Source organism: Chitinophaga polysaccharea (assembly GCF_007829335.1).
In the GTDB taxonomy this organism is placed as follows: Bacteria; Bacteroidota; Bacteroidia; order Chitinophagales; family Chitinophagaceae; genus Chitinophaga; species Chitinophaga polysaccharea_B.
Window position 1 is genome coordinate 102,424 of sequence record NZ_VIWO01000008.1, and the last position, 26,236, is coordinate 128,659.

Here is a 26,236-nt window from a genome sequence, read left to right on the forward strand (position 1 = left end):
AACTATTGAAAAAAGCAGCCGCCCTTATACCACATGGCGTAAGGGCGGCTGTTTTTTATCCTGCTTATTAGAACGAATACTTCATACCAAACTGCACCTGGAAATAGGACGCAGTTTTCTGACGGGTACCTGCATTGGTATTTACCTTATAGGTAAATGAATTGGTTGCCTGGTCGAAGCCTGTTACGGTATACAGGTTGGTGTTAATAATCTGCGTATAGCCGCCCCATTTATAGTTCAACAGGTTCAGCACATTGAAGATATCTCCGCGGAAAGATAATTTATGTGTTTTATACAGCTTTACATCTTTCATCACGCTTAGGTTCCATTGTGCGCGCCAGGGCTGTGCACCACCGTTATACGGCGCAAACTTACCAAAGTTGCTGGTCAGGAATTTACGATACTCAGGACTGGTTTTATCCAGTAAGGTTTGCATATCTGTGCGTATGTTGGCAGGTGTTTTAGCATCATTCGGATCAAAAATATATGCCAGGTCGGTGCCATCATTGCTTTCTCCGATCACATCTTTATTCACATACACAGAGTAGCGGGCGTTCTGATAAGCCTGGAAGGAAGAGCTCACGCTAAAGCCCCAGAAACTTGGACTGAGCAACAGCGCTACTATTTTGTGCGGCTGGTCGCCATCGCTGTACCAGTTCTTACCATAGCTGCTATAATCCCAATAGTTAGGACCTACTGCGAAGTTGGCGTTACGAGGATCACCATTATCATATGGAGGTGTACCTGTGGCTTTACCCCTTGCATAGGATAAGCTGAAATAGCCGTCTTTACGCAATTGTACCGCTGCTTCGATCATAGCGCCCAGGTATTTGGAGGCCCAGTTGGTATTGGTAAAATACCTTACCTGGTTAAAGTTGGACGATATCCTGGAATTGGCCAGTACCGGCAGATAGCTGGTAGAAGTGCTGTTGTTCAGCGTGCTGGCAGGTACGTATACCGCCCTTCCTTCGTTGGTGGTAAATTCAGGGTTACGTTTCAGGTTCAGGTCGTACAGGTAAAAGTTATTCCAGGTAGTATTGTAATAGAGGTTGGCGCCCATGCGGAACCAACTGTTGAAGTAGTGATAGTAGCTCAGGTTTGTTTTAAACGTAAGCGGTATTTTCAGGTGTTTGTCCAATACCAGTACGGTAGCAGGTTGTGTGGTGGGTAAAGAATGGTAATAATCTACTCCCGGCACTTTGCTGAAATCTTTCTGGTAAGCCTGCCAGTCGGGCACTGGTACATTGCTGCGGATATCTACCTGGCGGAAGTCTACCCCGTTATCGATGTGTGCGAAAGTTAACGGTTGGGTGGTGAGCTCAGAGGCAAACAATCCGGCGCCCCATTTCACCACATCCTGGCCGTTGTTGTTTACGTCCCAGATGAGGTTTACACGTGGTTGTATGTTTTTGGCGTCAAAGGGTACTACGTCTGTTCTTACGCCCAGGTCTTTGTACAACAGTTCATTGAAGGTAGGTTTACCAGCAATGATGTTACCATCCCAACGGAGACCAACCGTTAAATTAAGGTTGGGTCGCAGGTTGGTTTCCATTTGTGCAAATACGCCCAGCTGAATCAAGGGTACATTCACCGCGGGGTTGTTACCATTCAGTGGTATTTTCCGGTTAAAGCGATAAGGGCTGTTATTATCCATATCGTCGATGCTGGCGTAATAGAATTGTCCCTGCTGATCGTGGGAAAGGCGGTCGCCGATGAAGTTGATGTTATTATCGGTACCGAACAGGAAGTTCAGGTTACCTTTCTTATAATGGAAATAATCTAACAGTTGTACCACGTTGGAGGCATCTGTTTCCGGTACCCAGTTCTGGTTACCAAAGGCCACGGTGGTGGTACCGGTGGTGCCGTCACTGAAAGTAGAAGTAACGTTTACAAAGCCTTCCGGCACGCGGTTGTACAGGAAGTGGAGGAATTTCCGGTAGGTGCTGTAGTTTACTTTCAGTTCATTGTATGATTTTTCAGAGAACTCAGTGCGGAGGCCCAACATTACGCCATGATCTTCTTCCACGCCGGTATATTCTGTAGACAGTAGCCCATTTGACTTCAGTTTATTAGGGTCGGTGAAATGGAGATAGTTATACTTGAGGGTAAGCAGGTTGCGGCGATTGATGTTCCAGTCGATCTTTGCGAAGGCATTTTTGGTAGACTGGGTGATATTAATCGCTCCATACTCAGGTCCTACCGGGAATCCGAATTTCTTTTCCATGATAGACACGATCCTGTCGAGGTTGGCTTTGGTGATACCCAGATTCTTTTCAGCCTGGGCCTGGTTGGGAGCAGAAAAGCCAAAGTCGTAAGCCCGGAATGGGATCGTATTCTGGAATTGATCGTAAGATACGAGGAAGTGCAATTTATCTTTAATAATGGGGCCACTGAACAGGGCGCCCCCCTGGAAGATCTCATATTTGGTGGTGAGACGGTTGCCATTCACATCTTTTTTAGCGGCCAGGTCATTGGCGCCATAGTAGCTCCATACGGAACCTGAAAATTGGTTCGTTCCTGACTTGGTGATGGCTTTCACCACACCGCCGGAACCGCGGCCATTGGCCACATCATAGGAGTTAGTAGATACTTCAAACTCGCGGATGGTTTCAGAGGAGATAGAAAACGCAGCATCCGTAACGCCACCGAAAGTAGCGCGACGATTGCTTACTCCATCGAGCATATAGCCTGTACCACCTGCTTTGGCGCCTGCCAGGGAGGTACCGTTAGACAAAGGAGATAAGGTCATCAGATCCGTATAGTTACGGGAGGCCAGCGGAATTTTTTGTATCACTTTGCCGGTGATAGCGGTTCCGGTACCGAGGCGGTCCACACTATTATTAAAGCTGTTGGATTTCACAGACACTTCCTGCAGGGTTTTAGCGTTGCGGCTGAGCACTATGCTGTGTAATACCAGGCGGTCGCCCAGGTTAAGCACATTGCTTTTCAGCAGCGTGGTTTGCAATCCCAGGAAGGAAACAGTGATATCATAAGTACCCACGGGCAAGTCTCTAAATGAAAAATATCCTTTCCGGTCGGATGCCGTAGCGGTCATGAAACCGGTGCCGGTGTTTCTCACTTGTATGTTGGCCCCTTCAATAGGCGCTTTAGCATCATCATATACAAATCCGGTAATACCGGATCCGGTTGATTGGCCCATGGCCTGCATGGCGGATAAAAAAATGGATAGCAGGAGTAGTGTTGTGTAATTGAATAAGTGTGCATACTTCTTCATAAAGAATGGTAGTTTTACGGGTGCAAAAATAGATGGATAGATAAAGGTTGTTCCTGGCTCATGAAAAGTTCACAAATTGATAAAACTGGACTAAGTGAGTCCTGATGGCTGATAAGGGTGTTTTTAGGATATCTTTCCTTCACGGGGGGAAAATTATCCATAATAGGGTGTTTTAAGGGTGACCTAAAGACTGATTCATATATTTTTCTTACTTTTCCGGTAAACGGGGAATATCAACCATTAGTCGTCATGCAGCCAAAACAAATACAAGAGCGCAACTTTTGCTGAAATTACCTCAAATTTGCAACCTTTACCAGCACAACAACATTGGAACCAACAACCGAGAAAAAAACAGAACAGGGGCTTAAAAGAGGCCTGGAAAACAGACATATTCAGCTGATTGCCCTGGGCGGCGCCATAGGTACCGGTTTATTCCTGGGGATAGGCCCGGCAGCCGTACTGGCAGGCCCCTCCGTTATCCTGGGCTATGCCCTGGCAGGGATCATCGCTTTCTTTATTATGCGCCAGCTGGGCGAGATGGTCGTAGAAGAACCAGTTTCCGGAAGTTTTAGTCATTTTGCTTATAAATATTGGGGCACCTTCGCTGGCTTTGCCTCCGGGTGGAATTACTGGATGCTCTATATCCTGGTAAGCATGTCGGAGTTAACCGCCATTGGTGTATATGTACATTTCTGGTGGCCGGAAATTCCTTTGTGGACTTCCAGCCTGTTCTTTTTTGTGGCCATCAATGCCCTCAATCTCAGTTCTGTAAAGGTATACGGAGAAGCAGAGTTTTGGTTTTCCATTGTAAAGGTAGTAGCAATCATCGCTATGATCGGTTTCGGTACTTACCTGCTGATCAGCGGTAGCGGCGGCACCCAGGCCAGTATCAATAACCTCTGGAACGATGGCGGCTTCTTCCCGAAAGGGTTGTTGGAGCCTGACGGGAAAGGCGGTTTCCAGGGATTGTTTGCAGCCATTACGCTGATCATGTTCTCTTTCGGGGGATTGGAACTAATTGGTATTACCGCTGCTGAAGCCGACAAACCTGAAAAAACTATTCCCAAAGCTACCAACCAGGTTATTTACCGTATCCTGATTTTTTATGTAGGTGCCCTGATTATTTTATTTGCGTTATCGCCCTGGAAAAATATTACCACTAAAAGCAGTCCGTTTGTGATGGTATTTGAAAGCCTGAAAGGCTTCCAGTTCCAGCTTTTCGGGCATACTATCTACTTCACCAGCCTGATTGCCAATGTACTGAATCTGATTGTATTGACAGCGGCATTGTCGGTGTACAACAGTTGTGTATATAGTAACAGCAGGATGTTATATGGACTGGCAAAGCAAGGCAATGCGCCGGCTTTTCTCTCTAAACTCAATAAGAACCATGTACCTGTGGTGGCGATCATTGTATCGGGACTTTTTGCCGCCATCTGTATTGTGGTCAATAAACTGATTCCCGACCAGGCGCTGGAAGTGCTGATGTCGCTGGTAGTATCATCGCTGATGATCAACTGGCTGATGATTAGTGTGGTACACCTGAAATTCAAACAGCGGAAGAAAGCGGAGCAGGTTCGTACGAAATTCCCCTCTTTTATCTACCCCTTATCTAACTATATCTGCCTGTTGTTCCTCGTGGGTATTTTATGCCTCATGTGGCTTACCGGCATGAAACTGCCGGTAGAGCTGATTCCTGGCTGGCTGCTGTTTTTATACGGCTGCTACTGGCTGGTAAAAAAGCAGGCACAAAAAAAGGCAATGGCCAATTAACTATAGCGCCGGTGAGTGACGACCGGTGAAAATTTTCACCGCCAAAAACATTTCACTCACCGGCGATCCCTGTTACCTTACCTAACGGTTGTTGATCCGGGAATGCGGTACGGCTAGTTTTGCTGTACAAAATTCCATTACAATGACCAGCAATCATCCTCCTCACGTACTTATCATTGGCGGCGGTATCGGCGGACTTAGCCTTGCGCTGTTCCTTCACAAAGCCGGTATTGGCAGCACCGTTTATGAAGCTTATCCACCCCGGGAAGCGGCGGGCGGCGGTTTAAACATAGCGCCCAACGGCATGAATGTACTCGCAGCGCTGGGTCTTGCCCAGGACATTATTTCCCGCGGCGCTGTTACTATGCAGCACTGTTTTCGCGATGAACATGGAAAAGTATTAGCCTCTATTCCTTATGGCAATATCACTAAATATGGGCAGCCTGGCGTAAGCATGTCCAGGGCCGATCTGCACGAAGTGCTGGCACAGGCCGCCAAAGTCGCGGGCATTTCCATACAATACAATAAGCGACTTACCGGCATAGATCAGCACCCTACCGGTGTAAACGCGTGCTTTGAAGATGGCAGCAGCGACAGTGGTGATATATTGATTGGCGCAGATGGTATCCGGTCCCGTACCCGTAGTATTATTTTACCCGATGGCCCACAACCGGCATTTGTAAACGTAGTAGGCGTAGGCGGTTTTGCGAAGATCAGCGACCTGCCCGAAATCACCAGCCGGGAACTACGCAGCCTGAATTTTACCTTTGGCGCCAAAGGTTTTTTTGGCTATTGCGCAGCCGGCAACGAATATGCCATGTGGTGGTCTAACCTTTATGCTACCGAACCAATGAGCGAACAGGCTTTGAGGCAGTTGTCGCTGGATAGTATAAAAGCCGAAATGCTGGCCATCTACAAAGATTTTCATGCGCCCATCGCCACGCTTATTGAACACACAGAAAGACCTATCAAACAAAATATCAGCGATATACAATCATTGCCTACCTGGCATAAAAACAGGGTGTTGCTCATTGGCGACGCAGCACATGCGGTAAGTCCCAACTCTGGACAGGGTGCGTCTATGGCCCTGGAAGACAGCATGTACCTGGCTAAATTACTACGCGATGGCAACGGCGATTATGAGCAGGTATTTACCCAATTTGAACAAGATCGCAAACCCCGCGTAGAAAAAATTGTGGCAGAAGGAAGAAGGCGCGGCGCCGGCAAACAAGCAGTAAGCCCATTCCAGGCGAAAGTCCGCAACTTCATGATGAGCATTTTCCTTCGCTTGTTTGGCATAAAAGGCCAGGACTGGGTATACCAGTATCGCGTCGACTGGGAAACCCGGCAGCGCGCCTAGTACAGCGTAAGAAGGCAGGTACTTTTCCCCCAGGCATTTACTTTCCGGCCGACAGAATATCCAGGTAATGCGGATTAGACATCACACCGAGTATATTCCCAAACGGGTCTACCACTGAAGCCGTCACAAAGCCGTGGGAGCGGTCGGTGATCGGTTCATATTCCCTGGCGCCCATCGACAACAGGCGGTCAAAAGTACCTTTTACATCATCAACATGCCAGTAAACAATGGCTCTGCCGGGCGTTGTGGCGGCTCCTTCCGGCATATACCGGCTATCAATGATGCCGAGTTCGTGCTCATAATCTCCGATACGAAATTCAATATAACCAGGTACTTCAAAATAAGGGGCTATCCCCAGTAAATCAGTATACCATTGCTTTGCAGCGGTATGATCTGCTGCATAAAAACTGATGGTAGCCACGCCGCGTAATGTGTTGGAAAAAGCCATATAAATTTGTTTTTAGAAGATGATGATGTAAAAGTAGCAGCACGTTGTGACAGCCTTATGTCAGCAGTAAAAAACAAAAATCAAAATGTTATAAAAAAGAGAAGAGAATGCCTTTCAGGCATTCTCTTCTCTTTTTTATAACGCAAATTATTTCTCTGGTTCAGGGTCAATATGCACCCGGATAATATCGGGTACTTTTAGTTTCAGCGCCCGTTCCAGGTCATACATAATCGTATGGGTACTGGCGAGGGAGGTGTCTCCCGGCAGGGTCATAATCAGTGTCACTACCAGGCCCTCGTCTGTAAGCAGCACTTCGTCAATATCCACGTGCTGATATTCGGTAAGATCGGCCAGGGCCTGTCTTACCTTTTCCATGGACGGAATATGACGGATGGAAGAGCGGGGCGTTTCATTCCTGGGTTCAATATGCACCGCTACTTTTACCGGCAGGGCAAACTCCTGCTGCAACGCTGTTTCCAGGAGTTCGGATTTGGTATGAGCCTCCCGTAGCGTAAGGTTATCTGGCACTTCGAGGTCCAGTTCTATCCGCATTTCATTGGCCACGAGATAGAGGTTCAGGTTGTGAATACGTAGGTCGAGCCGGGCCGCTACCGAGCGAACGGTAATACTATAGGGCTCATCGGTGGTATGAATGGGTTCTGCGTGTACAATAATTTCTGCGGCACCATCCAGTTCTTCGCGTATAGCCTGTTCGATGGTTTCCGTAAGTTCGTGCGCTTTTTCGAAGGTGAGGCTCCTCAAGGTGCCTACGGTGGCTTCTACATACGCCTTGTTGCCCACAAAGCGGGTTTTGACGGTGACTGCTCCCGGCACTACACCTGGTATTTTTTCCACCGCTTCCTGCAGGCGGGGCAGCAGGTCTTCCGGTACGTCATCCATCAGTGATTTGATAGCTTCTGCGCCTATATGCCATACCGATTTAAACGCAATAGCTACCACGCCCAATGCTGCAAACGCATCGGCACGTTCTACCAGCCAAACGGGTAATGGCAGGTATTTCGCCAGATAGATAAACAATAAGCCCAGCAATACAGCCGCAGATCCCAGCATGTCGTTACTAAAGTGCTCTGCATCCGAAGCCAGGGCCTGACTCTGATAATGTTTAGCCGCACGCTTCAAAGTTTGTACCCGCATGAAGTCGACCACGATACTGATAACGATGATGGAAAACGACCAGATCGTTACTTTCGGTGCCCCCGGCTCCCATATAATTTTCACGATGGCATGATAGCCGATAATGATAGCCGTAGCGCCCAGCAGCGTCATACCGGCCAGGGCGCCCAGCGATTCTGCCCTTTCATGCCCGTAGGGATGGTTGGCATCCGGAGGTTTGGCCGCCACCCGAACGGCCACAAAGGTGACTAAGGTAGATAACAAGTCCAGCAACGAGTGCACCCCTTCCGCTATCAATCCCAAACTACCGGTAAGCAGGCCCACCACAAACTTGAGTGCTGCTAAACCGCCGCTGGCTATGATAGAAATAGTAGTGATTTTACTTTTGCTTTGAACAGGATTCTCTCGTGATACTACCTCATTAACCATACGGGTGATTTAAATGACAAATGTCTATATTTTATCCTCATTAACAAAAATGCGCAATTTCCTATTCTTCTTCATTATTCTTCATCTTCATCAACAGCGTGTACGCGTTACGGGTAACAATCTTCTTATCTGCCAGCGCTGTCTTAATCTCCGTATATCCGTCATTGCTGGTGCCGGTTTCCACAGGTGTCATCGTAAACTTGTCGGCCCCGGTGGCCACAAAAACATAGGTTTTGTTTTTCCACTTCACCACCGCATCGTTAGGCAAAGCGTTTACAGATGCGTTATTCAGCGCTATTTCTGCATTCATAAACATGCCCGGCAGTAAACGCTTATCAAATTTCTCAAAGTGACAATGTACTTCCCCTGCCCTGTTTTCATCAATATTGTGGGTGATCAGATGGATGGTGGCCGCATATTTCTCCCCGTTATTGTTGGCATAGCAAACCACTTTCTGTCCGGGCGCCAGGTTGGCCATGTCCTTCTCAAATACGGTGAGGTTGAGGTGCAGGTCGGCCGGGTTAATCAGTTCAAATAATACGTCGGTAGGGCCTACATATTTCCCCGGGTTGGCATTCACCTTAGATACATACCCGCTGATAGGCGCGTAAATGGCCACACTCCGGGTGATATTACCATCTGTTAACTTATCCGGATGAATATTGATCAGCTGTAACTTTTCTCTCAGGGCGCTCAGCAACACTTTCTGCGCTTCGTATTCGCTTCTTACCTGTTGAAACACCTTATCGCTATTGGCTTTGGACTCATTCAATTCTTTCTGCCGGATGAAGTCAGCCTCCAGGTAACGCAATTTACTTTTAGCGACGAGGTAGTCCTGTTGCAGCTGTATATATTGCGGATCTTCCAATACAGCCATCACCTGTCCTTTGTTTACCTGCATTCCCGGGAGCAGCTGCATGCTTTTCAGGTAACCTCCCATTGGCATACTTACAGATACAATATTTTGCGGAGGTACGTCTACCACACCATTTACCTTCAGCACGGTGTACATGTCGCGGGTAGTAACGGGTTGGATTTCCAGGCCGGCTGCTTTCAGCTGCTCTGGTGTGAGTTGCACCTCGTTACTTTCGGCTACCGCCGTGTTGGTGGGCTTATTGTTGACCGCTTGTTCCGGTGCTTTATTTTCCTTGCAGGACAACAATATGACTCCAAAACTATATGCTAATAACGTTATTTTTTTCATGACTCCGGATTAAAAAATTTTAATTAATACCGCTCAATTTTTCTACGGTGAATGCGGCGTTGTTCAACTGTTCTATCACAGCGAAATAGTTGCTGCGCATTTCGAGGGCCTGGTTAATGAGCATCACCCATTCGAGGTAGCCAATTTCCCCGCTGACCATGCGTTTCCCGGCGTTAACAATTACCAGGTTGGCATTATTCAATAAGGTGGTACGATACACGTCCAACAGTTGCAGGTTGCGCGTATATACTTGTATTGCGTTTTGTAGCTCCGTTCCCAGCTGCTGGCGGGTGGCCTGCAACTCCTGTTGCTGCTGCTGCATAAATACCCGGGAGGCCTTAACGCGGGAGCGCTGTCCGATGTTGAATATCGGGATACCCACGCCGGCACTTACCGATGAAAACCGGTCGCCGCCGCCGAAATATTTCTCCTCATTTCCTACCCGCTGGTAACCAATAATGCTCATGTTGTTATAGCCCAGATTAAGTGTAGGCAATAAACGGCTTTTCTCCAGTTTGTTTTCCTGGATGCTGCGCTCCAGCAGTTGCCGGCGCAGGGCGAGTGCGGGCGTATTGGCAATCACGCCGGTATCCGGCAATGCCGCCAGGTGATATATTAAGCTATCGCTAACGGGAATCACGGCATCGGGGGTGTTTAACAGCCACCGGAATTGGTTCATTGCCACGGCTTCATCTGTTTTCAGCGACAGTAGCTGGTTGGCAATCTGTATCCGCTGATTTTCTGCGGTCGATTTCTCCAGGATGTCCACATCGCCGGTTTTAAAACGCAGCGCTGTTTTTTGTAAAAAAACCTGGTAAATACTGTCTGCTTCCCGCAATAGCAGCTCTTTCTCATGCAGTAGCAAGAGGGCGTAAAAAGATTGTTTCACCTGGGCGGCGAGTTCATTTTCCTGTTGACGGGTATGTGTCTGGCTCAGGGCGATATTGGTATTGTTGATACTGCGCTGATGTTTATATACCGTAGGAAATTGTATGCCCTGTGACACCGTGAACCTGTTATCGTTGGCCACGCTGTTTATTTTGCCATACTCTATCCCCAGGTTGGTTTTGTCGAAGTCGAGGTTGCTTTTCTTCAGCGAGCGATAGTATTGCTCTCCTAACCTCGACGCCTGTACGTTCAGGTTATTTTTAGTGGCCAGCTGAATGGCTTCCGGCAGGGTTACTTTCTGCTGTGCCTGCACCAGGGCCGGCGAAGCCAGCAAACAAAGCAGGATAAGCGTTGCTGCCACTTTACCTGGTTTGAAATATTTAAATCCTTTCTCAAAAAGGATATAAAATACGGGCAACACAAATAATGTTAACATCGTAGATATTATTAATCCGCCAATTACCACGGTGGCCAATGGTTTCTGTACTTCGGCGCCTGCGCCTTTGCTCAATGCCATAGGAATAAAGCCCAGCGAAGGCACCAGCGCGGTCATCAACACAGCACGCAGTTTTGACTTAGTGCCGTGTATCACTATTTTCCGTACGTCTTCTTCTCCTTCTTTTCTCAGCCGGTTAAATTCCGATACCAGTAAGATACCATTCAACACGGCTACTCCGAAGAGTGCGATAAAACCTACCCCTGCAGAAATGCTAAAGGGCATGCCTCTCATCCACAGGGCCAGGATGCCTCCAATGGCCGACAGCGGGATGGCCGTGTAAATCAGTAATCCCTGTTTCACCGAGTTAAACGCAAAATATAAGAGCATAAATATCATTAGCAGCGCAATGGGTACTACCACGGACAAACGTTGCTTGGCTGCTGTGAGATTCTCAAAAGCGCCACCATACACAATATGATAGGCTGGTGGTAATTTCAGCTTTGCGGCCACTTTTTGCTGTAACTCCGTTACAATAGTTTGTACATCCCTGCCGGTGACGTTGAAGCCTACGATAATTCTCCGGCGGGTATTTTCGCGCTGTATCTGGTTGGGGCCTTCTATTTCTTCTACGGTGGCTACCTGTTCCAGCGGGATTTGTATCCCGTTCCGGGCGGGGATCAACAGCTGTTGAACATCCGATAAATGCTGACGTTCTTCATCTGCCAATCGCACCACCATATCAAAGCGTTTCTCGCCTTCATATACCAGTCCTGCGCTCTGGCCGGCGAAGGCGGTATTGACTACGCGGTTTACATCACTCACATTCAATCCATAGCGGGCCATAGCATCCCGGTTGTAGTGGATAACTACCTGCGGCATACCAGTTACCGTTTCTACGTATAGGTTGATGGCGCCATCTACCGTCCGTATCACGTCTCCCAGTTTGTTGGCATAAAGTGCCAGCGTATCCAGGTCTTCTCCGAAAATTTTACATACCACATCCTGGCGGGCGCCGGTCATGAGTTCATTGAAGCGCATTTGTACGGGGAACTGGAAACCTACGCTGAGACCGGGCAGTACGGCAAGTTCCTTGCTCATCTTTTCCGACAGCTCATCGAAGGAATGGGCAGAGGTCCATTTCTTCTTATCTTTCAATATCACCATCATATCGGCAGCTTCCAGCGGCATAGGATCGGTAGGGATTTCCGCGCTACCTATTTTGGTAACTACCTTCTCCACTTCCGGAAATTTGTTGAGTAAGATACTGGCTGCTTTCTGCGTTTCCTTCACCGTGGTATGCAGGTTACTACCTGTTAACAGGCGGGTGTCTACCGCGAAATCGCCTTCTTCCAGTTGTGGGATAAACTCCCCACCCATTCCTCCCAGGATCAGTACGGCAATGGCAAACAGCGCCAGGGTGCCGGCTATCAGTGTTTTGGGAAAGTTCATCACGCGGGTCAGCAAGGGCTGGTATCTTTTCTGGAGCCAGGTCATCATGCGATCTGCCAGCGTTTCTTTATGATTGATTTTTTTGTTGAGAAATAAAGCACTCATCATCGGCACATAGGTAACCGACAACAGGAAAGCGCCGAGGATGGCGAAAGCCACGGTAAAGGCCATGGGCTTAAACATCTTTCCTTCTATACCCTGCAAGGATAAAATAGGAATATATACGATGAGAATAATGATCTGGCTGAACACAGCTGATGTGATCATAGTACCGGTAGCTGCGTTTACTTCTGTATCCATCGTATCCTGGTTTACCACACCAATATCTTTAAATTGTTTGGAGTGGGTAAAACGGTGCAGGATAGCTTCTACCACGATTACCGTACCATCCACGATCAGCCCGAAGTCGATGGCTCCAAGGCTCATCAGGTTACCGCCCACACCAAATTTATTCATAAGGATAATGGCAAAAAGCATAGACAGCGGGATCACCGAAGATACTATCAAGCCAGCCCGGAGGTTGCCCAGGAAAAACACCAATACAAACACTACAATCAGCGCACCTTCCACCAGGTTAGTTTCCACGGTGCTGATGGCATGATTTACCATTTTGGTACGATCCAGGAAAGGTTCAATAACTACGCCTTCTGGCAGGGAATGTTGAATTTCGGATATCTTTTCCTTTACCCTTTTGATAACGGCAGAAGAGTTTTCTCCTTTCAGCATCATTACTACGGCGCCGGCAACTTCTCCTTTATCGTTGTAACACATGGCCCCATAGCGGGTGGCGGCGCCCAGTTGTACCGTGGCTACATCGCGTATCAGCACCGGAATGCCGTTGTCCAGCGTTTTCACCACAATTTTTTCAATATCTTCTATGCTTTGTGTAAGTCCTTCGCTTCGTATATACAATACGGTAGGACCTTTTTCGATATAGGCGCCACCAGTATTCTGGTTATTCTTTTCCAGGGCATCGAAAACATCTCCCACCGTAATGTTATTGGCTTTCAGCTGCCCGGGCTTTACGGCAATTTCATATTGCTTGAGTTGTCCACCGAAACTGCTTACATCTGCCACACCGGGGGTACCCAGCAGCTGCCGGCGCACTACCCAGTCCTGCAGGGTACGCAGTTCCATAGGTCCGTATTTGTCTTCGTAGCCCGGTTTTGGACGCACGACATATTGATATATTTCGCCCAGCCCGGTCGTTACCGGCGCCATTGCCGGAGCGCCTACACCGGCCGGGATCTCCTGCTGCACCTGTTGCAAACGCTCGCTGATCTGCTGCCGCGCCCAGTACACATCTGTTTCATCGTTGAATACAATTGTTACCAGCGATAGCCCAAAGCGGGAAAAACTCCGGATTTGTTTCAGTCCCGGAATATTACTACAAGCCTGTTCTATGGGAAACGTGATCAAACGCTCCACATCGGGCGCACCCAACGCAGGCGACACGGTTATTACCTGTACCTGGTTGTCTGTAATATCCGGTACGGCATCAATCGGTAAACGGGTCACCTCGTAGGTACCCCAACCAATTAAAGCCAATACAAATAGTCCTACAATCAGCTTATTCTTTACAGAAAAGCTAATGATTTTATTTAGCATGTCTTCTTCGTTAATTCAAAAGGAAATAAAAGCGTATATCCCTGTCTGTTATACAGTCAGAAAAATTATCTGCGAATCGGATAAAGCTTGTGCCCGTGGAGGCCTGAAAAGCGAAGATAGCGCTGGTTCCGGGAGGTGATAGTCCCTGAGTATGGGATAATTAATCGCAATAGGAGCCGGCTGTGGTTGCCTGTTTACAGTAGCCGACTTAGCCAGGGGAACAAAGGCATGCTGCAGCAGGTTGATGTCTATTGTTTTATAGGGTAGCTGCATATCCCTGTCGTCGTCGTTATCTCCATCATCTGGCAGCAGGTAATGAATACAGAGGAAGTCGGTGATGCTGAGCTGGTGATTACGCTGCTGGTGCTCCTTATAATGTACTACCAGCATAGGTATCTTCAACAACTGATCGAAACCGGTGTTGTGTAAAAAGAAGATAAATAATAATATGTATGCAGCTATTCTTTTCACAGGGCACAAAGATAAAGATTCTCGCCGGACTGATTGATTATTTTTGATAACTGTGTTTAAGGAGAGATATACCCGTTAAAAAACTATCGTTTTCCCATGCTGTGTGAAGCGGGTATCTTTAATGGCGCCGGTGCCGTTAAAGCGGTATTGGAGCCCTACAATACCGGTAGGCGCATGCGCCATGGTAAGGCTGGCAGCAGCCTTACCATTTACCCACACCTGCATTTTCCCATCCACAGCGCTTACTTTCAGCGTTGTCCACTCTTCGGGGGTGCAGCCTAATCCGGATAAGTCGGCCGATTGGCTGTTTAGCGTGGTACCTGCGGCGTAGAGCGACAACTCCCCTACGCAACCTTTGGCGCAGAGCGGGATAAAGATCAGGTCATTTTTACAGAGAATGAGCACCTGTATCCGTTGACAGGCGGCAGTCCCTTCTTTAAAATCGCTCTTCAGCGTGGTCTCAAACGTGAAGTTGTAGTTGTCGAGGTCGCCCATGTCCCGTACATTAAAAAAGCGCAGGGCCGGCGGCGTGGGCAGCGTCTGTATACCGGAGGCAGCCAACAGCGCTTTGTTCACCGCTACGCCACTATCCTTTTCGATGTCTGTTTTCTTAAAATAGTAAGGAGTTCCCGGCCCGGCTTCCAACAGGGCCAGCCAGCCATTGGAGGCGATCATGAGGTCGTGCTCTTTTACAATCTGTTTGTTCACCATCAGCTTGGCCCGGTAATAACCAGGTGCATAATAAATGGAAGACCGGGTATTTTCTTCGCGTGGCACGGCCACTTTGCGCGAGGTATCCCATGACTGGGAAATAAAAACCGAGTCGGCAGCGCCTGCCGCCAGGGCGTTATAATGAAAAATCACTGAATTGGGCACGCCGGTAGACATGATTTTATTGCTGCTGAACTCAAAGGCTGCCGGGTTAAGCGGTTTTCCAGGCTTCTTGTTGGACGACAGTAAAAGGTATCCAATGAGAAGCAGGGGTAAGATACCCATTACGCCCAGCATCCAGCGGCGCGACAACACTTTGCGGACTGGTGGTAATACAGTTACCTGCTCACTTTCCAGCGGTATATCCGCCACCGAGTGCAGCGGCACTTGTTGCTTAAACTCGCGCCAGCTGTTGTAACCGGCAAATTGGGCCAGGGTATTCAGCGTGGTTACTGCGGGGATATTGTTGTACTTAAGCTTTCCCCAAAGACGTTTCAGGGTGGTAATGCTAAGGGTTACCCCGGTAGTTTCCGCAATAATACCACTCAGCTTTTCGAAATCATAGGTCGTCCATTCACTGCTGGGTCCCCAGTTTAAGCGGACTTCCACCAGCTCCAGGCACTTTAATATGTATTTTATTTCAAAACTGTTGTTCATTTAATAATAGCTAATTATACACTTGCACAAACTTGCACCAACCTGCCAGGTGTTTGAACCGGGTTTAAATAACGGATTATTCAACTTGCCGGCCTAACCATTCAACACAAAAACGCAGGTCATGACAAAGACAAGTATTTCATTTTTATTGCTGTTACTGCCATTAGGTATGTTTGCGCAGCGTAACGGGAAAACAACTCATCCTACCACCATCCAGGTAGCGTTACAACCGGATCACTGGAATTTCCTGCCTGGCACCGTCGATTTTTCTACGTACAAATCGGTACCGGCTATGAAGATATTAAACAGTCCGGATACCGCCGTATTAAAAAACCTGGATTTCCGGGACGGGACCATCTCCTACGATATCGAACCGGTGGATCCAAACTTTACGTCCTTTTATTTCCGGCGGAGCAGCCAACAGGAAAACGAATGTTTTTATTTCCGCACCGCCTTATCAGGCAATGGCGAAGCGGTGCAATATGCACCGTTTATAGATGGGATAAACCTCTGGGATATGCTGCCCCAGTACCAAACTGCCGCCTGGTTCCAGCGGGATCAATGGAATCATGTAAAGCTGGTGATATCGGGTAAGCGTATGCAGGTATTTGTAAACGATACCACCCGGCCGGTGCTCGATATTCCCAAACTGGAAGGCAATGTATGGCATGGCGCGTTAGCTTTCAGTGGCAAGGCCATTATTTCCAACCTGGTAGTACAGCCCGGTCAAACAGGAGGGCTTTCCCCGGAGCCGCTGGCTGATATTACCGACAATGATCCCCGCTATATCCGCCGCTGGCTGGTAACTGCACCGGAGGTGGTAACTACGGCAACAGATTATAATTACACCAATGCACCTGGAAAAGATGCGGCCTGGAAACCAATATGGGCGGAGAGAAACGGGCTGATTAACCTGACCCGGCAGCTGGGTGGACAGCGGGACCGCAACCGCCGCATTACCTGGCTGAAAACCAATATTCATTCAGCCGTAGCACAAACCCGCAAGCTGAAACTGGGTTTCAGCGATAATGTATGGGTATTCCTGAATGGCAAATATGTGTATGTAGGCAAGAATACCTATGGTTCTCCTATCATGAAAGAGCCGGCTGGGCGTTGCTCGGTAGACAATACCTCATTTGACCTCCCACTCGCTGAAGGAGATAACGAAGTGATGATAGCCGTGTTCAATGATTTTTATGGTTGGGGAATTATAGCGCAGGTAGACCGGCTTGAGCGCCTGTTATTTGAGAAATAAGCTTCGTACAACAGCTCCATCAATGATGGAGCTGTTGTGGGATATATCTGCCGGAGGCCCGATAAAATGCTTATTTTAGAATAAAATAAGCCCATCATGCTATCCAACCGACACCTGGTATTTATGGAAGTAGCCCATCAGAAAAGCTTTTCGAAAGCCAGTCAGGCATTGTTTATTTCCCAACCTGCGGTGAGCACGCATATCAAAGGATTGGAGGAACAGTATAAAACCAAATTGTTTGAACGGAAAGGATTGCAGATAGAATTGACAGAAGCAGGGCAGCTGTTGTACAGCCGCTTACTGACTGTAAAACATATACAACAGGAAACAGAGTTTGATATTTCGGTGATACATGATCAGCAGCAGGCCACCGGTATGCTGAACCTGGGCGCCAGTACTACAGCCGCGCTATATATCCTGCCCAAGGTTATGTCGGCGTTTCACCGGGAATACCCGCTGGTAGATATTTCATTGCTGAACCGCAATAGTGAAATTGTTTTGCAGGCGTTACTGGATAAGGAAATTAATATCGGGGTTACCGAAGAAAAGGGGCAGTTGAGTAATATCACTTACCAGCCATTCCTTAAAGACCAGATCGTAGCCGTTTGCAGTCGCCAAAACCCGCTGGCAAAGAAAAAGACCTATGCGCTGAAAGATATATTGCAAATGCCGGTGGCCATACGTGAACGTGGCAGCGGCACGCTGGAAGCTATCAAAACAGGGCTGTGGAAAAGTCGTATCCGGCTTACTGACTTAAAAATCAAAGTGCGGCTGGGTGGCACCGAAGCGTTGAAAAATTTCCTGCTCGAGTCTGGTTGCGTAGGATTTCTATCTACCCGCTCCATTGCCAAGGAATTGCAGCATGGGGAACTGACCATTCTTTCATTTGAAGGCCTGCGGATAGAGCGCAGCTTTTACTTTATACAACGCAAAGGTGAAACCAGTGATCTGAACCGGCGTTTCATCAAACTCGCCAAATCCATTTATAATTATTAATTATAGGTCATAATATTTTCATATAGCTAAGATTATAACCATAACCCTACATTTGAGGAGTACAAAATATTCCTTTATATGAATATGCTTTTTTATTACGACGAGTTATACAAAGCGGCAGTCGAAAGGATTAATCAGCTGGTAGATATTTCTGTACAGCAAAAGAATACGCTGTTGCAGCGGCTGAAAAGCCAGGCTCCCTTTTTAGCCACCACCACAGAAGATATCGACCTGGTAGCGCAGCGTATGATGGCATCCCTGGGTTCTATTTTATGCCCGGATGCTGCGGCCGATTTTGCCGGTGGCAGCAAATTACTGGAAATGGAAATGTTAGCTAACGGTGAATAAAAGAAAGGAAGCCGTTAGCGGCTTCTTTCTTCCCTATCCTTTTCCTCCAAACATCCCCCGTAACCCCAATCAACAGTATATTACTGTAACGGCGGAAACGGCGTAGCCATGTCTCTTTCAAAATCAGTCAATGCCAACCCTTCCCGCACACGCGCAGGCCAATCAGGATTAGCCAGTGCTGCATGTCCCAGGGAAATAAAATCGGCATGCCCTTCTTCCAGTACCCTCCTTGCCACCTCCAGGTTGTGCAACCCTCCGTTGGCCACCACCGGGCGGTCCACCATTCGTTTAGCGATAGTGGTGAGTGACAACTGCTCATCGTACACCAGCTTTTCCCAGGTGCTTCCTTCCCCGGAAATATGCACATAGTCGACCGCCGCCTGTTTCACTTCTGCCAGCAAGCTGGCAGCCATTTCTACACCGCCGGGCCAGCGATAACTGCCGTTATTCACTTTGCCTTCCGACAACCGCAACCCGATAATAAAGCCGGCCGGCACTTTTGCCCGTATACCCGCAATAATGGCCGCAATGATCCGGAAACGATGCCGGATACTTCCACCATATTCATCCCCCCGGAGATTGGTATAATCTGTTAAAAACTGATCCAGCAGGTAGCCGTTGGCTGCATGTATTTCCACCCCGTGAAACCCCGCCGCCAGGGCATTTTCGGCCGATTGCACATAGCCTGTTATCGCTTCCCGGATATCGGCCGTGGTCATAGCGGCCGGCAGCGGGAACGGACCATCCCCCCCACCATAGGAGGCTAACTTTTTCCCCATAGGCTGTACTGCCGAAGGAGCCAGCGTATGCATCAAATGCTGGGACAATGCGCCGGCATGCATCAGTTGCGCAATAAATATACTGCCCTGTGCCTTTACCACCCCGGCAATAGCCCGCCAGCCGGCTATCTGCGCCGGTGTTACAATTCCTGGCTGGTGCGGATACGCCTGGCTGGCCAGTGTATCGGTATATAATCCTTCTGTGATAATGATCCCGAAACCGCCGACGGCAAATTTTTCGTAATAGGCTTGCATCGCACCAGTAGGCACTCCCTGTAAGGTAGCGCTGGCGCGACTCATAGGCGCTACCACCGCTCTGTTCTTTGCCTGTAACAAAGCATGATCGAATGCTGCTAAAATAGGATGTGTGGTCATATTTGCTTTTTTAAGCAAAATTGAGCGATGCCCGCTCCCTCCACAATGACAAATGATAATAAATTGGTGCTACCTGGAAGTTTTAGCTATTTTATTCCGTAAGCGGCTCAGCGATTCGCGGGTAATCCCCAGGTAGGCGGCCACCTGGTGCTGAGGCAGCCGGGTTTCAAAGAAAGGGTAAGCTGCTACAAATGCCTGGTACCTTTCCAGGGCGGGTTTCTGTAACCATAATATTCTCCGTTGCAGGGCCGCATAAGCCCGCTGGGAAATGATGCGGTAATAACGCTCTACCGCCGGTATCTCATTAAATAATAATTCCAGCTGCAACTTACTGATCTGCCACACCACGCCCGGCTCCAACATAGCTATATTAAACCGGGAAGGTGTTTCGGTCAACAGGCTATCCAGGTCTGTTATCCACCACCCTTCTACGCTGAATTGCAGTACATTTTCCTTACCCGTACTATCTGTTTCATATTGGCGGCAGCAGCCTTTCTCTATGAAAAATTCATACCGGCATATCTCTCCTTCCCGCAACAGGAACTGGTGGCGGCGAACGGGCAACGATTCAAAAAAGGCAGGAATACGTTGTTGTTCTTCCGCAGTTAATGATACATGTTGTGTAATAGTGCTGATCAGCAACTGGCTCATCAAAAATGATTAAATATTACTTTACCCGGAATTTTTTAGGATAACCTGCCGGTGACGTTACTTCAAAAAATTCATCTTCATTATCAGAAGGCGCTGCGGCATAATACTGGTTCAGCGCGGTGATCAGCGACACCAGGTCGGGCGCTATCACAGGGCGGTCGTTGTCGGCGTGCCAGAATTCCAGTAGCTGTCCGGCCTGCCCGGTAAATAATCCATACGCATCGTAGCAGATATAATCGCCGCCGCCATTGTGAAACAATGGCCACCAGTCGGCGTGCCACCAGTTCTCTATTTCAAAGTCGGATCCTATCATTCCCGTTAGTTCCGCCATGGTATCCAGGGCAGCTTCCAGCGGAACAAAAGTGGAATTATTTACAAATGCGTCGAAGCTTTTAAATGACTGCCCGTTTCTCCACTGGTATAAAGCGGCCACCGGCGCGGGTACTACGCGGCTGTATTTTTGTTCAAGCGCCTTGATATCTTCCGGTGTCAGGGCTGGGTTCAGATCAGCCAGCAGATCAGGACGTTGCGTGGCCAGGTGTTGCTCCAGTAATGCCAGTTGTTCCTGCATAAATGAAAATGGGTTTAATAGCGTCAAATATACACCGGAAAATGATTTTGAAAGATCACCCCACATACTATCCAGTTTTTTTTTGCAGCCTCCCCTTATTTACCAAACATTACCTTTCAAAGTAGATATAGCGCTGCTGCTATCAACCCTCCTGATAGCGTATTCAAAAAATTGACTGTATTATTTCCTATTACCTGTTTACGCTCCAACGTAGCGCCCAGCAAGGAATCCACTACATTACCCAGTATTCCGCCTATCAGCACCAGCAAAGCGCGACTATATCCTCCGAAAAAAAACCAGTATAACACGGCCAATAACAATGCGCCTGCAGCGCCCAACAGCGTGCCTTCCAGGCTAATCACCCCATCTAATCCCTTTGCCTCTTTTTTGAAGGTGAGTATATTACGAAAGTTGCGGCCATATACCGTTCCCAGTTCAGATGATACGGTATCCGCGGCGGCTGCAGCCAAACTTCCTGCTGCCATCAGTATAAATAAGCGTTCGTGGTCGGGGTATAAAAGTGCCAGCAGGGCTGCTATGCCAGCTACGCCTCCATTGGCAAATACTTGCCCGGCGGTTCGCTTTTCCGCATGTTGCTCTCCGGGCGCGGCCTTCAGCCCTTTCTTATGTCCGGTGGCGGCTACACCGGTGATAAAGAAAGCGCCTAACAGTAACAACCCTCCGTAGCCGATGCCGACGGCAACGCACATCCCCAGTATGGCAGCGGTAACGGCGGCGGAGCCGGTCAGTTTTCCTTTTTTCACACAAAGAAATGCGACGATAATAATGATTATCGCCGCAATAGCCAATTCTGGTAAAGAAGTGAGTTGCATCATGGGATGCAAAACTATACAAATGTTTCTTTTAAATATAGGGCGTTGCTTTTTCCTTTACCCAGTTGTGGTAAGGCGCCCAGCTATCCCATACCGCCCGGGCCCATTTTTGCATGGCAGCATATAGCTCCTCTGCACCCGGCGCTTTCAGTACATCCTGTACCGTTATACCTGCCGGCGTAGCGGGGGGCGTAGGCTGTTCCCAGGTTTGCTTCACAATAATGCTGTGTACATGTTGTACCTGTCGCCCGGTGAAACCGTGCTCCAATGCCAGGTACAGTCCTATCAGCGCGTAGGCGGTGGTAATCGGTTTACCCACGCCGCCTGCATGTTGCGCGCCATAGGCATCTACAGCCAGCTGGTGACGGAAATCCGGGTGCTTCATCGCAAAGGTGCGAATAGACAGTTCATTGAAAAGATCTTCGCATTCGCCGGAAGCATTGTACCTGTCGGATGGCGCCAGCTGGGCGTCTACGAGCTGCAGCCGGCAGCCGGGGCAAATGATTTTACTCATGCTAGATGGATTAGTGGTTTATTTCGCGTACCAGTCGCGCAACCGCACCTCGATATGCTTGTTGCCAGCATCAACGAGTTTTTTAAACTGGTTCACATCACTTAAACCATTCTTGCCGCGGTAGTGATACGGATATACGACTTTAGGTTTAAATGCCAATACCGCATCTGCGGCCTCGGGTACATCCATGGTATAGGGCAGGTTCATGCATACAAAGGCTACGTCGATATTTTTCAGGCTACGCATTTCAGGGATGCCTTGTGTATCTCCGGAGATATATACCTGTTTTTTACCAATGGTGAGAACGTACCCATTTCCCCTGCCTTTGGTATGCATGGCGGTGGCACTCTCAGGCAGGTTATACATGGGCAGCGCGGTAATAGCAAAACCGGCTTCGGTTTGCTGATCGCCATTTTTCATGATCACCACGCCCTTTTTATCGGCTTCCGGTAGTTTCTCTGCCACTACTGCCGGCACTACCAGGATGGTATTGGGAGTACGGATGGCGGTGAGGGTAGCCGGATCAAAATGGTCGCCATGTATATCTGTTACCAGGATCAGATCTGGAGCTGCCAGGCCCTGGTATTTTCCGGCGCCGCCTACCGGGTCTATATAAATCGTTTTGCCGTTAGCCTGTAATACCAGGCTGGCGTGTTCAATAGGCTGAATAGTTAACGATCCGGTTGCGGTGTTGACTACGTCCGGTTTAATGCGCTGGGCATATACGATTGCAGCAGCCAGTAAGAAACATAAAGAGAGGATAGTACGCTTCATAAAAAAAGATTGTGTCTATAAATTTAAGTAAAAAGCCGAAAGCTTTCAGCTTTCGGCTTTTTACTAATGCCTTCCTCCTACGCGGCTACCGCCGCCTACCCTATTCACGGGCAGTTGCTGCACATTCATCCGTTGTTCGGGTGGACGGGCGGTGGGCCAATTATCGTCGACCCGTACCGGCCTCGCAGCATTCTGTTGCACCTGTCTGAATTCCCGCGGCCGTGGCGCCGATACCCTGCCGGTACCTCCATCGCCCGGACGCTGTACCTGTGGACGGTACACATGTATTTCATTCCCCTCGTGTTTTACCAGGCTGGCGGCATTGACCGGCCTGATAGGCACGGGCGTTACTGTGCGATGGGTATATTGCGCCACTTCGTTGGCTGCGGGCCCCCTGGAATAATATTGATTATGCATGCTGGTGCTACCAAAGTTGTTGATGATAGTAACCCGGCCGGACACATTCGTTACCGATCCCGGCCGCCGGAGAACGCTGCCCAGGTTGTGATCGTAAATGTGTTCCCGTGGACAAACATTCCAGTAGAAGTCGTGCGGACGCCAGGCGCCAAATTGTGCCCCGGCATTTACATCGGGCATGAGGGGCGCCCAGCAATAACTGCCATCCAGCGATCCCCAGGTAACCCATGCGGGCGACCAAACATAACCGGGCACCCATAACCAGCCATAGGCATTGTCGTACAACCAGCGGCCATAGTGAAACGGCGCCCAGCCCCAGCTATAATCAGACATCCACGCCCAGCCTTCTTCGCTATAGTCCCAATACCCATTAGTAGCATAAGGCCTGAAATCATCATCTACATTCGGGCACCATACATTCCCGTAGGAAGGATAGTCCATCCAGGTACCATAAGGCGATAAATCGTCGTAAAAGGTCTGGTAAGTAATATTGCCGTTGGCCGGCCCCTGGAGCTGGTCCATACTATGCGTAGTAGCACAGCTATTTGCCAGGAAAGCAACTAACAGCAATATCCATATTGTTTTGTTGAACATGGTATAACCTTTCAAAATTTGATGTCATTCATATCTGCGAAAAAGTCTACATTCCCCTGCATATCTACCCTCAATACAACCGGTTGATTCTTTTTATCCTTTAGTTCTATGAAATAATTATCAGCGTCTTCAAACTGCATCCCATAAAGGATCATATCTGTTTCATTGGCTTCGTTATCATCAAAAAAGACGACCGGCGCCTGCTCGTAATTCGAATAATGCTTTGCGATATCTTTCTGCGCCGCTACCGGTAAATCAGTAAACTTTGCCGGGGCAGTGGTACCTACCAGCTTGGCATCGTAGTCGTAGTAAGCCGACATGGGCACGCCTTTCTCATTAAGAAAAGATACCTTATCGAAATACACGTCGTGGGTCCAAACCATATTGGTAGTATTGCTAAAGTCCCTGTCGAACGCTTGTTTCGACTGAAAACTGACCTCAGAGCCCTTCAGCTCTCTCAGGGTTATTTTGCGTTCGTGGCGTTCTTTACGGGCTTCCTTACGGGACCCTGACATGGCAAAGGTGTTAGACTGTGCACAAACGGAGCAGGTGACTGCTGTGAAGGCAAGGAGCATGATTACTTTTTTCATACCAGGATAATTTAAACATTCACAATAGGCAGTGCAGTCGCGGGTAAATGGTCTATATGGAGTAACAACAGCCAACGGCGTAGGTTCGAAATTATATGTTAAAAATAGGGGCGCTATTCTACAAAATGGCCGGGGTTGGCAGCCGCCATTTGGCAATTCCTCCCGGCTGCTTTAACTTCCCACAAAATTTTTAAGTACTGTATGAAAAAAGTAATCGCCATCCTTGTCCTGGTAACCTTGTACCAACATAGCTTTGCCCAGGAAGACTCCAATGACGCCTATGAAAAATACCGCCGGAAAATTACCCGGCCTCCTTACGGCCTGGAAAAAGTGCTGGCCCTTGTCAAAAATGTCACCTCAGACGAAAATGAAAACCTGCCTATTGCCCAAAAAGACTACCTGGCCTTGTCGCTGCGGGAAAAGTTTACCTACCACATGATCCATGCAGAAACCTATAGCCAGAACTGCGATGCGATCCCCCCCGATCCGGACATCCAGAAAAAGATTTTCGGACAGCTGCCGGATGCTTTCGACGATTTCAGCTGGAGCGAACGCCAAGGCAATTTCTTACAGGCCAACCGCGACTCTGTGATAGCCTTGATGACTGAATCGATCGGCAGGACCAACCGCATAGGTATTAACTATAAAAAAGCCATTGTAGATATCAATGCTCGTGAGATGATTCCTTTGCTGATCAGTGTTTACAACCGCGATCATAAAGATCATGATATACTGACCGTATTGATGTTACTGATGAAAAACAGTGAATACGGACCGTTTATGACCTCCCCCTCCTTTAAAAAATTATATGCCAGCACCGACTACGAAAGCAGCTACCGGGCGGCGCTCACTTTAAATACCGCCAACGAAGAGCTGATTATCCAGCGGGCAAAAAGCTTTTATGATACGCTTCCTAAGAAACATTAGCATAGCGCTGCTGTTGGTTAGCGGATATACCTGCGCCGCACAGTGGCGTTGCGGGTATATTCTGGTGCCCAAAGGCCGGTACTGGGTGGGGAAGCTACAACATGCCCTCAATCCACGGCGGCTGGCAAACGTTGATTCCTTTTACATTGCCGGCTGTGAAACCACCAATGAGGAGTTTACGGCCTTTGTGAAGGCTACCGGGTATGTTACCGATGCGGAGCAACGTCATGATGCGCTGGTGTTTGCACCGGGGCTGGCAGAATTTAAATGGCATAACGATAGCAGTGCCTGCTGGCGTTATCCGAATGGGGTAAGTGCCGGAGGTATCGACCACAAAATGAACCACCCGGTTACCTGCATCAGTTACCACGATGCACAGGCGTATTGTAAATGGGCTGGCGTGCGGCTTCCTACTTTGGAAGAGTGGGAAATAGCTTCCCGCGCGGGTGCGGCCACCGATTATTTTTTCGGGAGACAACAAACGGATATTGGCCGTTATGCCAATATCTGGCATGGCAAGGATCACCTACAGGCCGACAGCTCCGACGGATTCATGTATACCTCGCCGGTGGGCAGTTTCGAACCCAATGCCTGGGGGTTGTATGATGTATATGGAAATGTATTTGAGTTTTGCAGCGGGAAAGTACGCTCCGATGAAAAACCGTCGCTGGCGCATGCCCGTGGCGGCTCCTGGTGGTGCAGCGCGGCTTCCTGTTCTTTCTTTAACTCGGTAGATATAGGCCGTGTAAATAAACGGGCATCTTTCAGTAACCAGGGCTTCCGGGTGGCGAAAGATGCCCGCTAAC

General features: G+C 48.6%; 22 protein-coding genes. 7 read left to right on the forward strand and 15 right to left on the reverse strand.

What is annotated here, in order from left to right:
- Positions 1-67: 67 nt before the first annotated feature.
- Complete coding sequence (locus FHW36_RS24035) at positions 68-3,235, reverse strand: TonB-dependent receptor (protein ID WP_145672920.1); 3,168 nt, start codon at positions 3,233-3,235, stop codon at positions 68-70.
- Positions 3,236-3,562: 327 nt separating this feature from the next.
- Here FHW36_RS24035 and FHW36_RS24040 point away from each other — a divergent pair, with 327 nt between their 5' ends.
- Positions 3,563-5,008 carry an amino acid permease gene (locus tag FHW36_RS24040; RefSeq protein ID WP_145672926.1) on the forward strand — a complete coding sequence of 482 codons (1,446 nt, stop codon included), beginning with the start codon at positions 3,563-3,565 and terminating at the stop codon, positions 5,006-5,008.
- A 142-nt stretch (positions 5,009-5,150) separates the two neighbouring features.
- The gene (locus tag FHW36_RS24045) at positions 5,151-6,368 is read left to right on the forward strand and encodes an FAD-dependent oxidoreductase (RefSeq protein WP_145672930.1); all 1,218 of its coding nucleotides are present in this window, start codon (positions 5,151-5,153) and stop codon (positions 6,366-6,368) included.
- Between the two features lie 37 nt (positions 6,369-6,405).
- On the opposite strand, the gene FHW36_RS24050 is transcribed toward FHW36_RS24045, so the two are convergent.
- From FHW36_RS24050 to FHW36_RS24075, 6 genes are all read right to left on the reverse strand, one after another.
- A complete protein-coding gene (locus tag FHW36_RS24050) occupies positions 6,406-6,816 on the reverse strand; it encodes a VOC family protein (RefSeq protein WP_145672935.1) in 411 nt (136 codons plus the stop codon).
- Positions 6,817-6,963: 147 nt separating this feature from the next.
- Positions 6,964-8,379 (reverse strand): cation diffusion facilitator family transporter, encoded by a 1,416-nt coding sequence (locus tag FHW36_RS24055; protein WP_145672939.1) that lies wholly within the window; start codon positions 8,377-8,379, stop codon positions 6,964-6,966.
- A 61-nt stretch (positions 8,380-8,440) separates the two neighbouring features.
- Entirely contained in the window at positions 8,441-9,583 is a 1,143-nt protein-coding gene (locus FHW36_RS24060) for an efflux RND transporter periplasmic adaptor subunit (RefSeq protein ID WP_145672943.1), read from the reverse strand.
- A 19-nt stretch (positions 9,584-9,602) separates the two neighbouring features.
- Positions 9,603-13,967, reverse strand: a complete 4,365-nt coding sequence (locus tag FHW36_RS24065; RefSeq protein WP_145672946.1) for a CusA/CzcA family heavy metal efflux RND transporter — start codon at positions 13,965-13,967, stop codon at positions 9,603-9,605.
- Between the two features lie 48 nt (positions 13,968-14,015).
- Positions 14,016-14,438, reverse strand: a complete 423-nt coding sequence (locus tag FHW36_RS24070) for a hypothetical protein (protein ID WP_145672950.1) — start codon at positions 14,436-14,438, stop codon at positions 14,016-14,018.
- A gap of 75 nt (positions 14,439-14,513) precedes the next feature.
- Positions 14,514-15,806 carry a LamG domain-containing protein gene (locus FHW36_RS24075; protein WP_145672954.1) on the reverse strand — a complete coding sequence of 431 codons (1,293 nt, stop codon included), beginning with the start codon at positions 15,804-15,806 and terminating at the stop codon, positions 14,514-14,516.
- Between the two features lie 121 nt (positions 15,807-15,927).
- On the opposite strand from FHW36_RS24075, the gene FHW36_RS24080 reads away from it, so the two are divergent.
- The 3 genes from FHW36_RS24080 to FHW36_RS24090 all read left to right on the forward strand — a co-directional run bounded on the left by FHW36_RS24080 (position 15,928) and on the right by FHW36_RS24090 (position 18,405).
- Positions 15,928-17,061, forward strand: a complete 1,134-nt coding sequence (locus FHW36_RS24080; RefSeq protein WP_145672958.1) for a hypothetical protein — start codon at positions 15,928-15,930, stop codon at positions 17,059-17,061.
- A 96-nt stretch (positions 17,062-17,157) separates the two neighbouring features.
- Positions 17,158-18,057 carry a LysR family transcriptional regulator gene (locus FHW36_RS24085; protein ID WP_145672960.1) on the forward strand — a complete coding sequence of 300 codons (900 nt, stop codon included), beginning with the start codon at positions 17,158-17,160 and terminating at the stop codon, positions 18,055-18,057.
- 78 nt (positions 18,058-18,135) lie between these two features.
- Positions 18,136-18,405: a hypothetical protein gene (locus FHW36_RS24090; protein ID WP_145672962.1), complete on the forward strand. Its 270-nt coding sequence runs from the start codon at positions 18,136-18,138 to the stop codon at positions 18,403-18,405.
- Between the two features lie 80 nt (positions 18,406-18,485).
- Here the strand turns inward: FHW36_RS24090 and FHW36_RS24095 are convergent, their stop codons facing one another.
- The 8 genes from FHW36_RS24095 to FHW36_RS24130 form a co-directional block, all read right to left on the reverse strand.
- A complete protein-coding gene (locus FHW36_RS24095; protein ID WP_145672964.1) occupies positions 18,486-19,559 on the reverse strand; it encodes an oxidoreductase in 1,074 nt (357 codons plus the stop codon).
- A 69-nt stretch (positions 19,560-19,628) separates the two neighbouring features.
- Positions 19,629-20,210, reverse strand: a complete 582-nt coding sequence (locus tag FHW36_RS24100) for a Crp/Fnr family transcriptional regulator (protein WP_145672966.1) — start codon at positions 20,208-20,210, stop codon at positions 19,629-19,631.
- Between the two features lie 16 nt (positions 20,211-20,226).
- Positions 20,227-20,781 (reverse strand): SMI1/KNR4 family protein, encoded by a 555-nt coding sequence (locus FHW36_RS24105; protein WP_145672970.1) that lies wholly within the window; start codon positions 20,779-20,781, stop codon positions 20,227-20,229.
- Between the two features lie 116 nt (positions 20,782-20,897).
- Entirely contained in the window at positions 20,898-21,617 is a 720-nt protein-coding gene (locus tag FHW36_RS24110; protein WP_145672974.1) for a DUF92 domain-containing protein, read from the reverse strand.
- Positions 21,618-21,645: 28 nt separating this feature from the next.
- A complete protein-coding gene (locus FHW36_RS24115) occupies positions 21,646-22,128 on the reverse strand; it encodes a DUF5946 family protein (protein WP_145672975.1) in 483 nt (160 codons plus the stop codon).
- A gap of 18 nt (positions 22,129-22,146) precedes the next feature.
- Positions 22,147-22,902 (reverse strand): MBL fold metallo-hydrolase, encoded by a 756-nt coding sequence (locus FHW36_RS24120; protein WP_145672976.1) that lies wholly within the window; start codon positions 22,900-22,902, stop codon positions 22,147-22,149.
- A gap of 63 nt (positions 22,903-22,965) precedes the next feature.
- Positions 22,966-23,913, reverse strand: a complete 948-nt coding sequence (locus FHW36_RS24125) for a DUF6600 domain-containing protein (RefSeq protein ID WP_145672978.1) — start codon at positions 23,911-23,913, stop codon at positions 22,966-22,968.
- Positions 23,914-23,924: 11 nt separating this feature from the next.
- Positions 23,925-24,503: a hypothetical protein gene (locus tag FHW36_RS24130; protein ID WP_145672980.1), complete on the reverse strand. Its 579-nt coding sequence runs from the start codon at positions 24,501-24,503 to the stop codon at positions 23,925-23,927.
- 201 nt (positions 24,504-24,704) lie between these two features.
- On the opposite strand from FHW36_RS24130, the gene FHW36_RS24135 reads away from it, so the two are divergent.
- Complete coding sequence (locus tag FHW36_RS24135; protein WP_145672981.1) at positions 24,705-25,430, forward strand: hypothetical protein; 726 nt, start codon at positions 24,705-24,707, stop codon at positions 25,428-25,430.
- Entirely contained in the window at positions 25,405-26,235 is an 831-nt protein-coding gene (locus FHW36_RS24140; protein ID WP_145672982.1) for an SUMF1/EgtB/PvdO family nonheme iron enzyme, read from the forward strand. The genes FHW36_RS24135 and FHW36_RS24140 overlap by 26 nt, the downstream gene beginning before the upstream one ends.
- The last annotated feature ends 1 nt before the right edge of the window (position 26,236 follow it).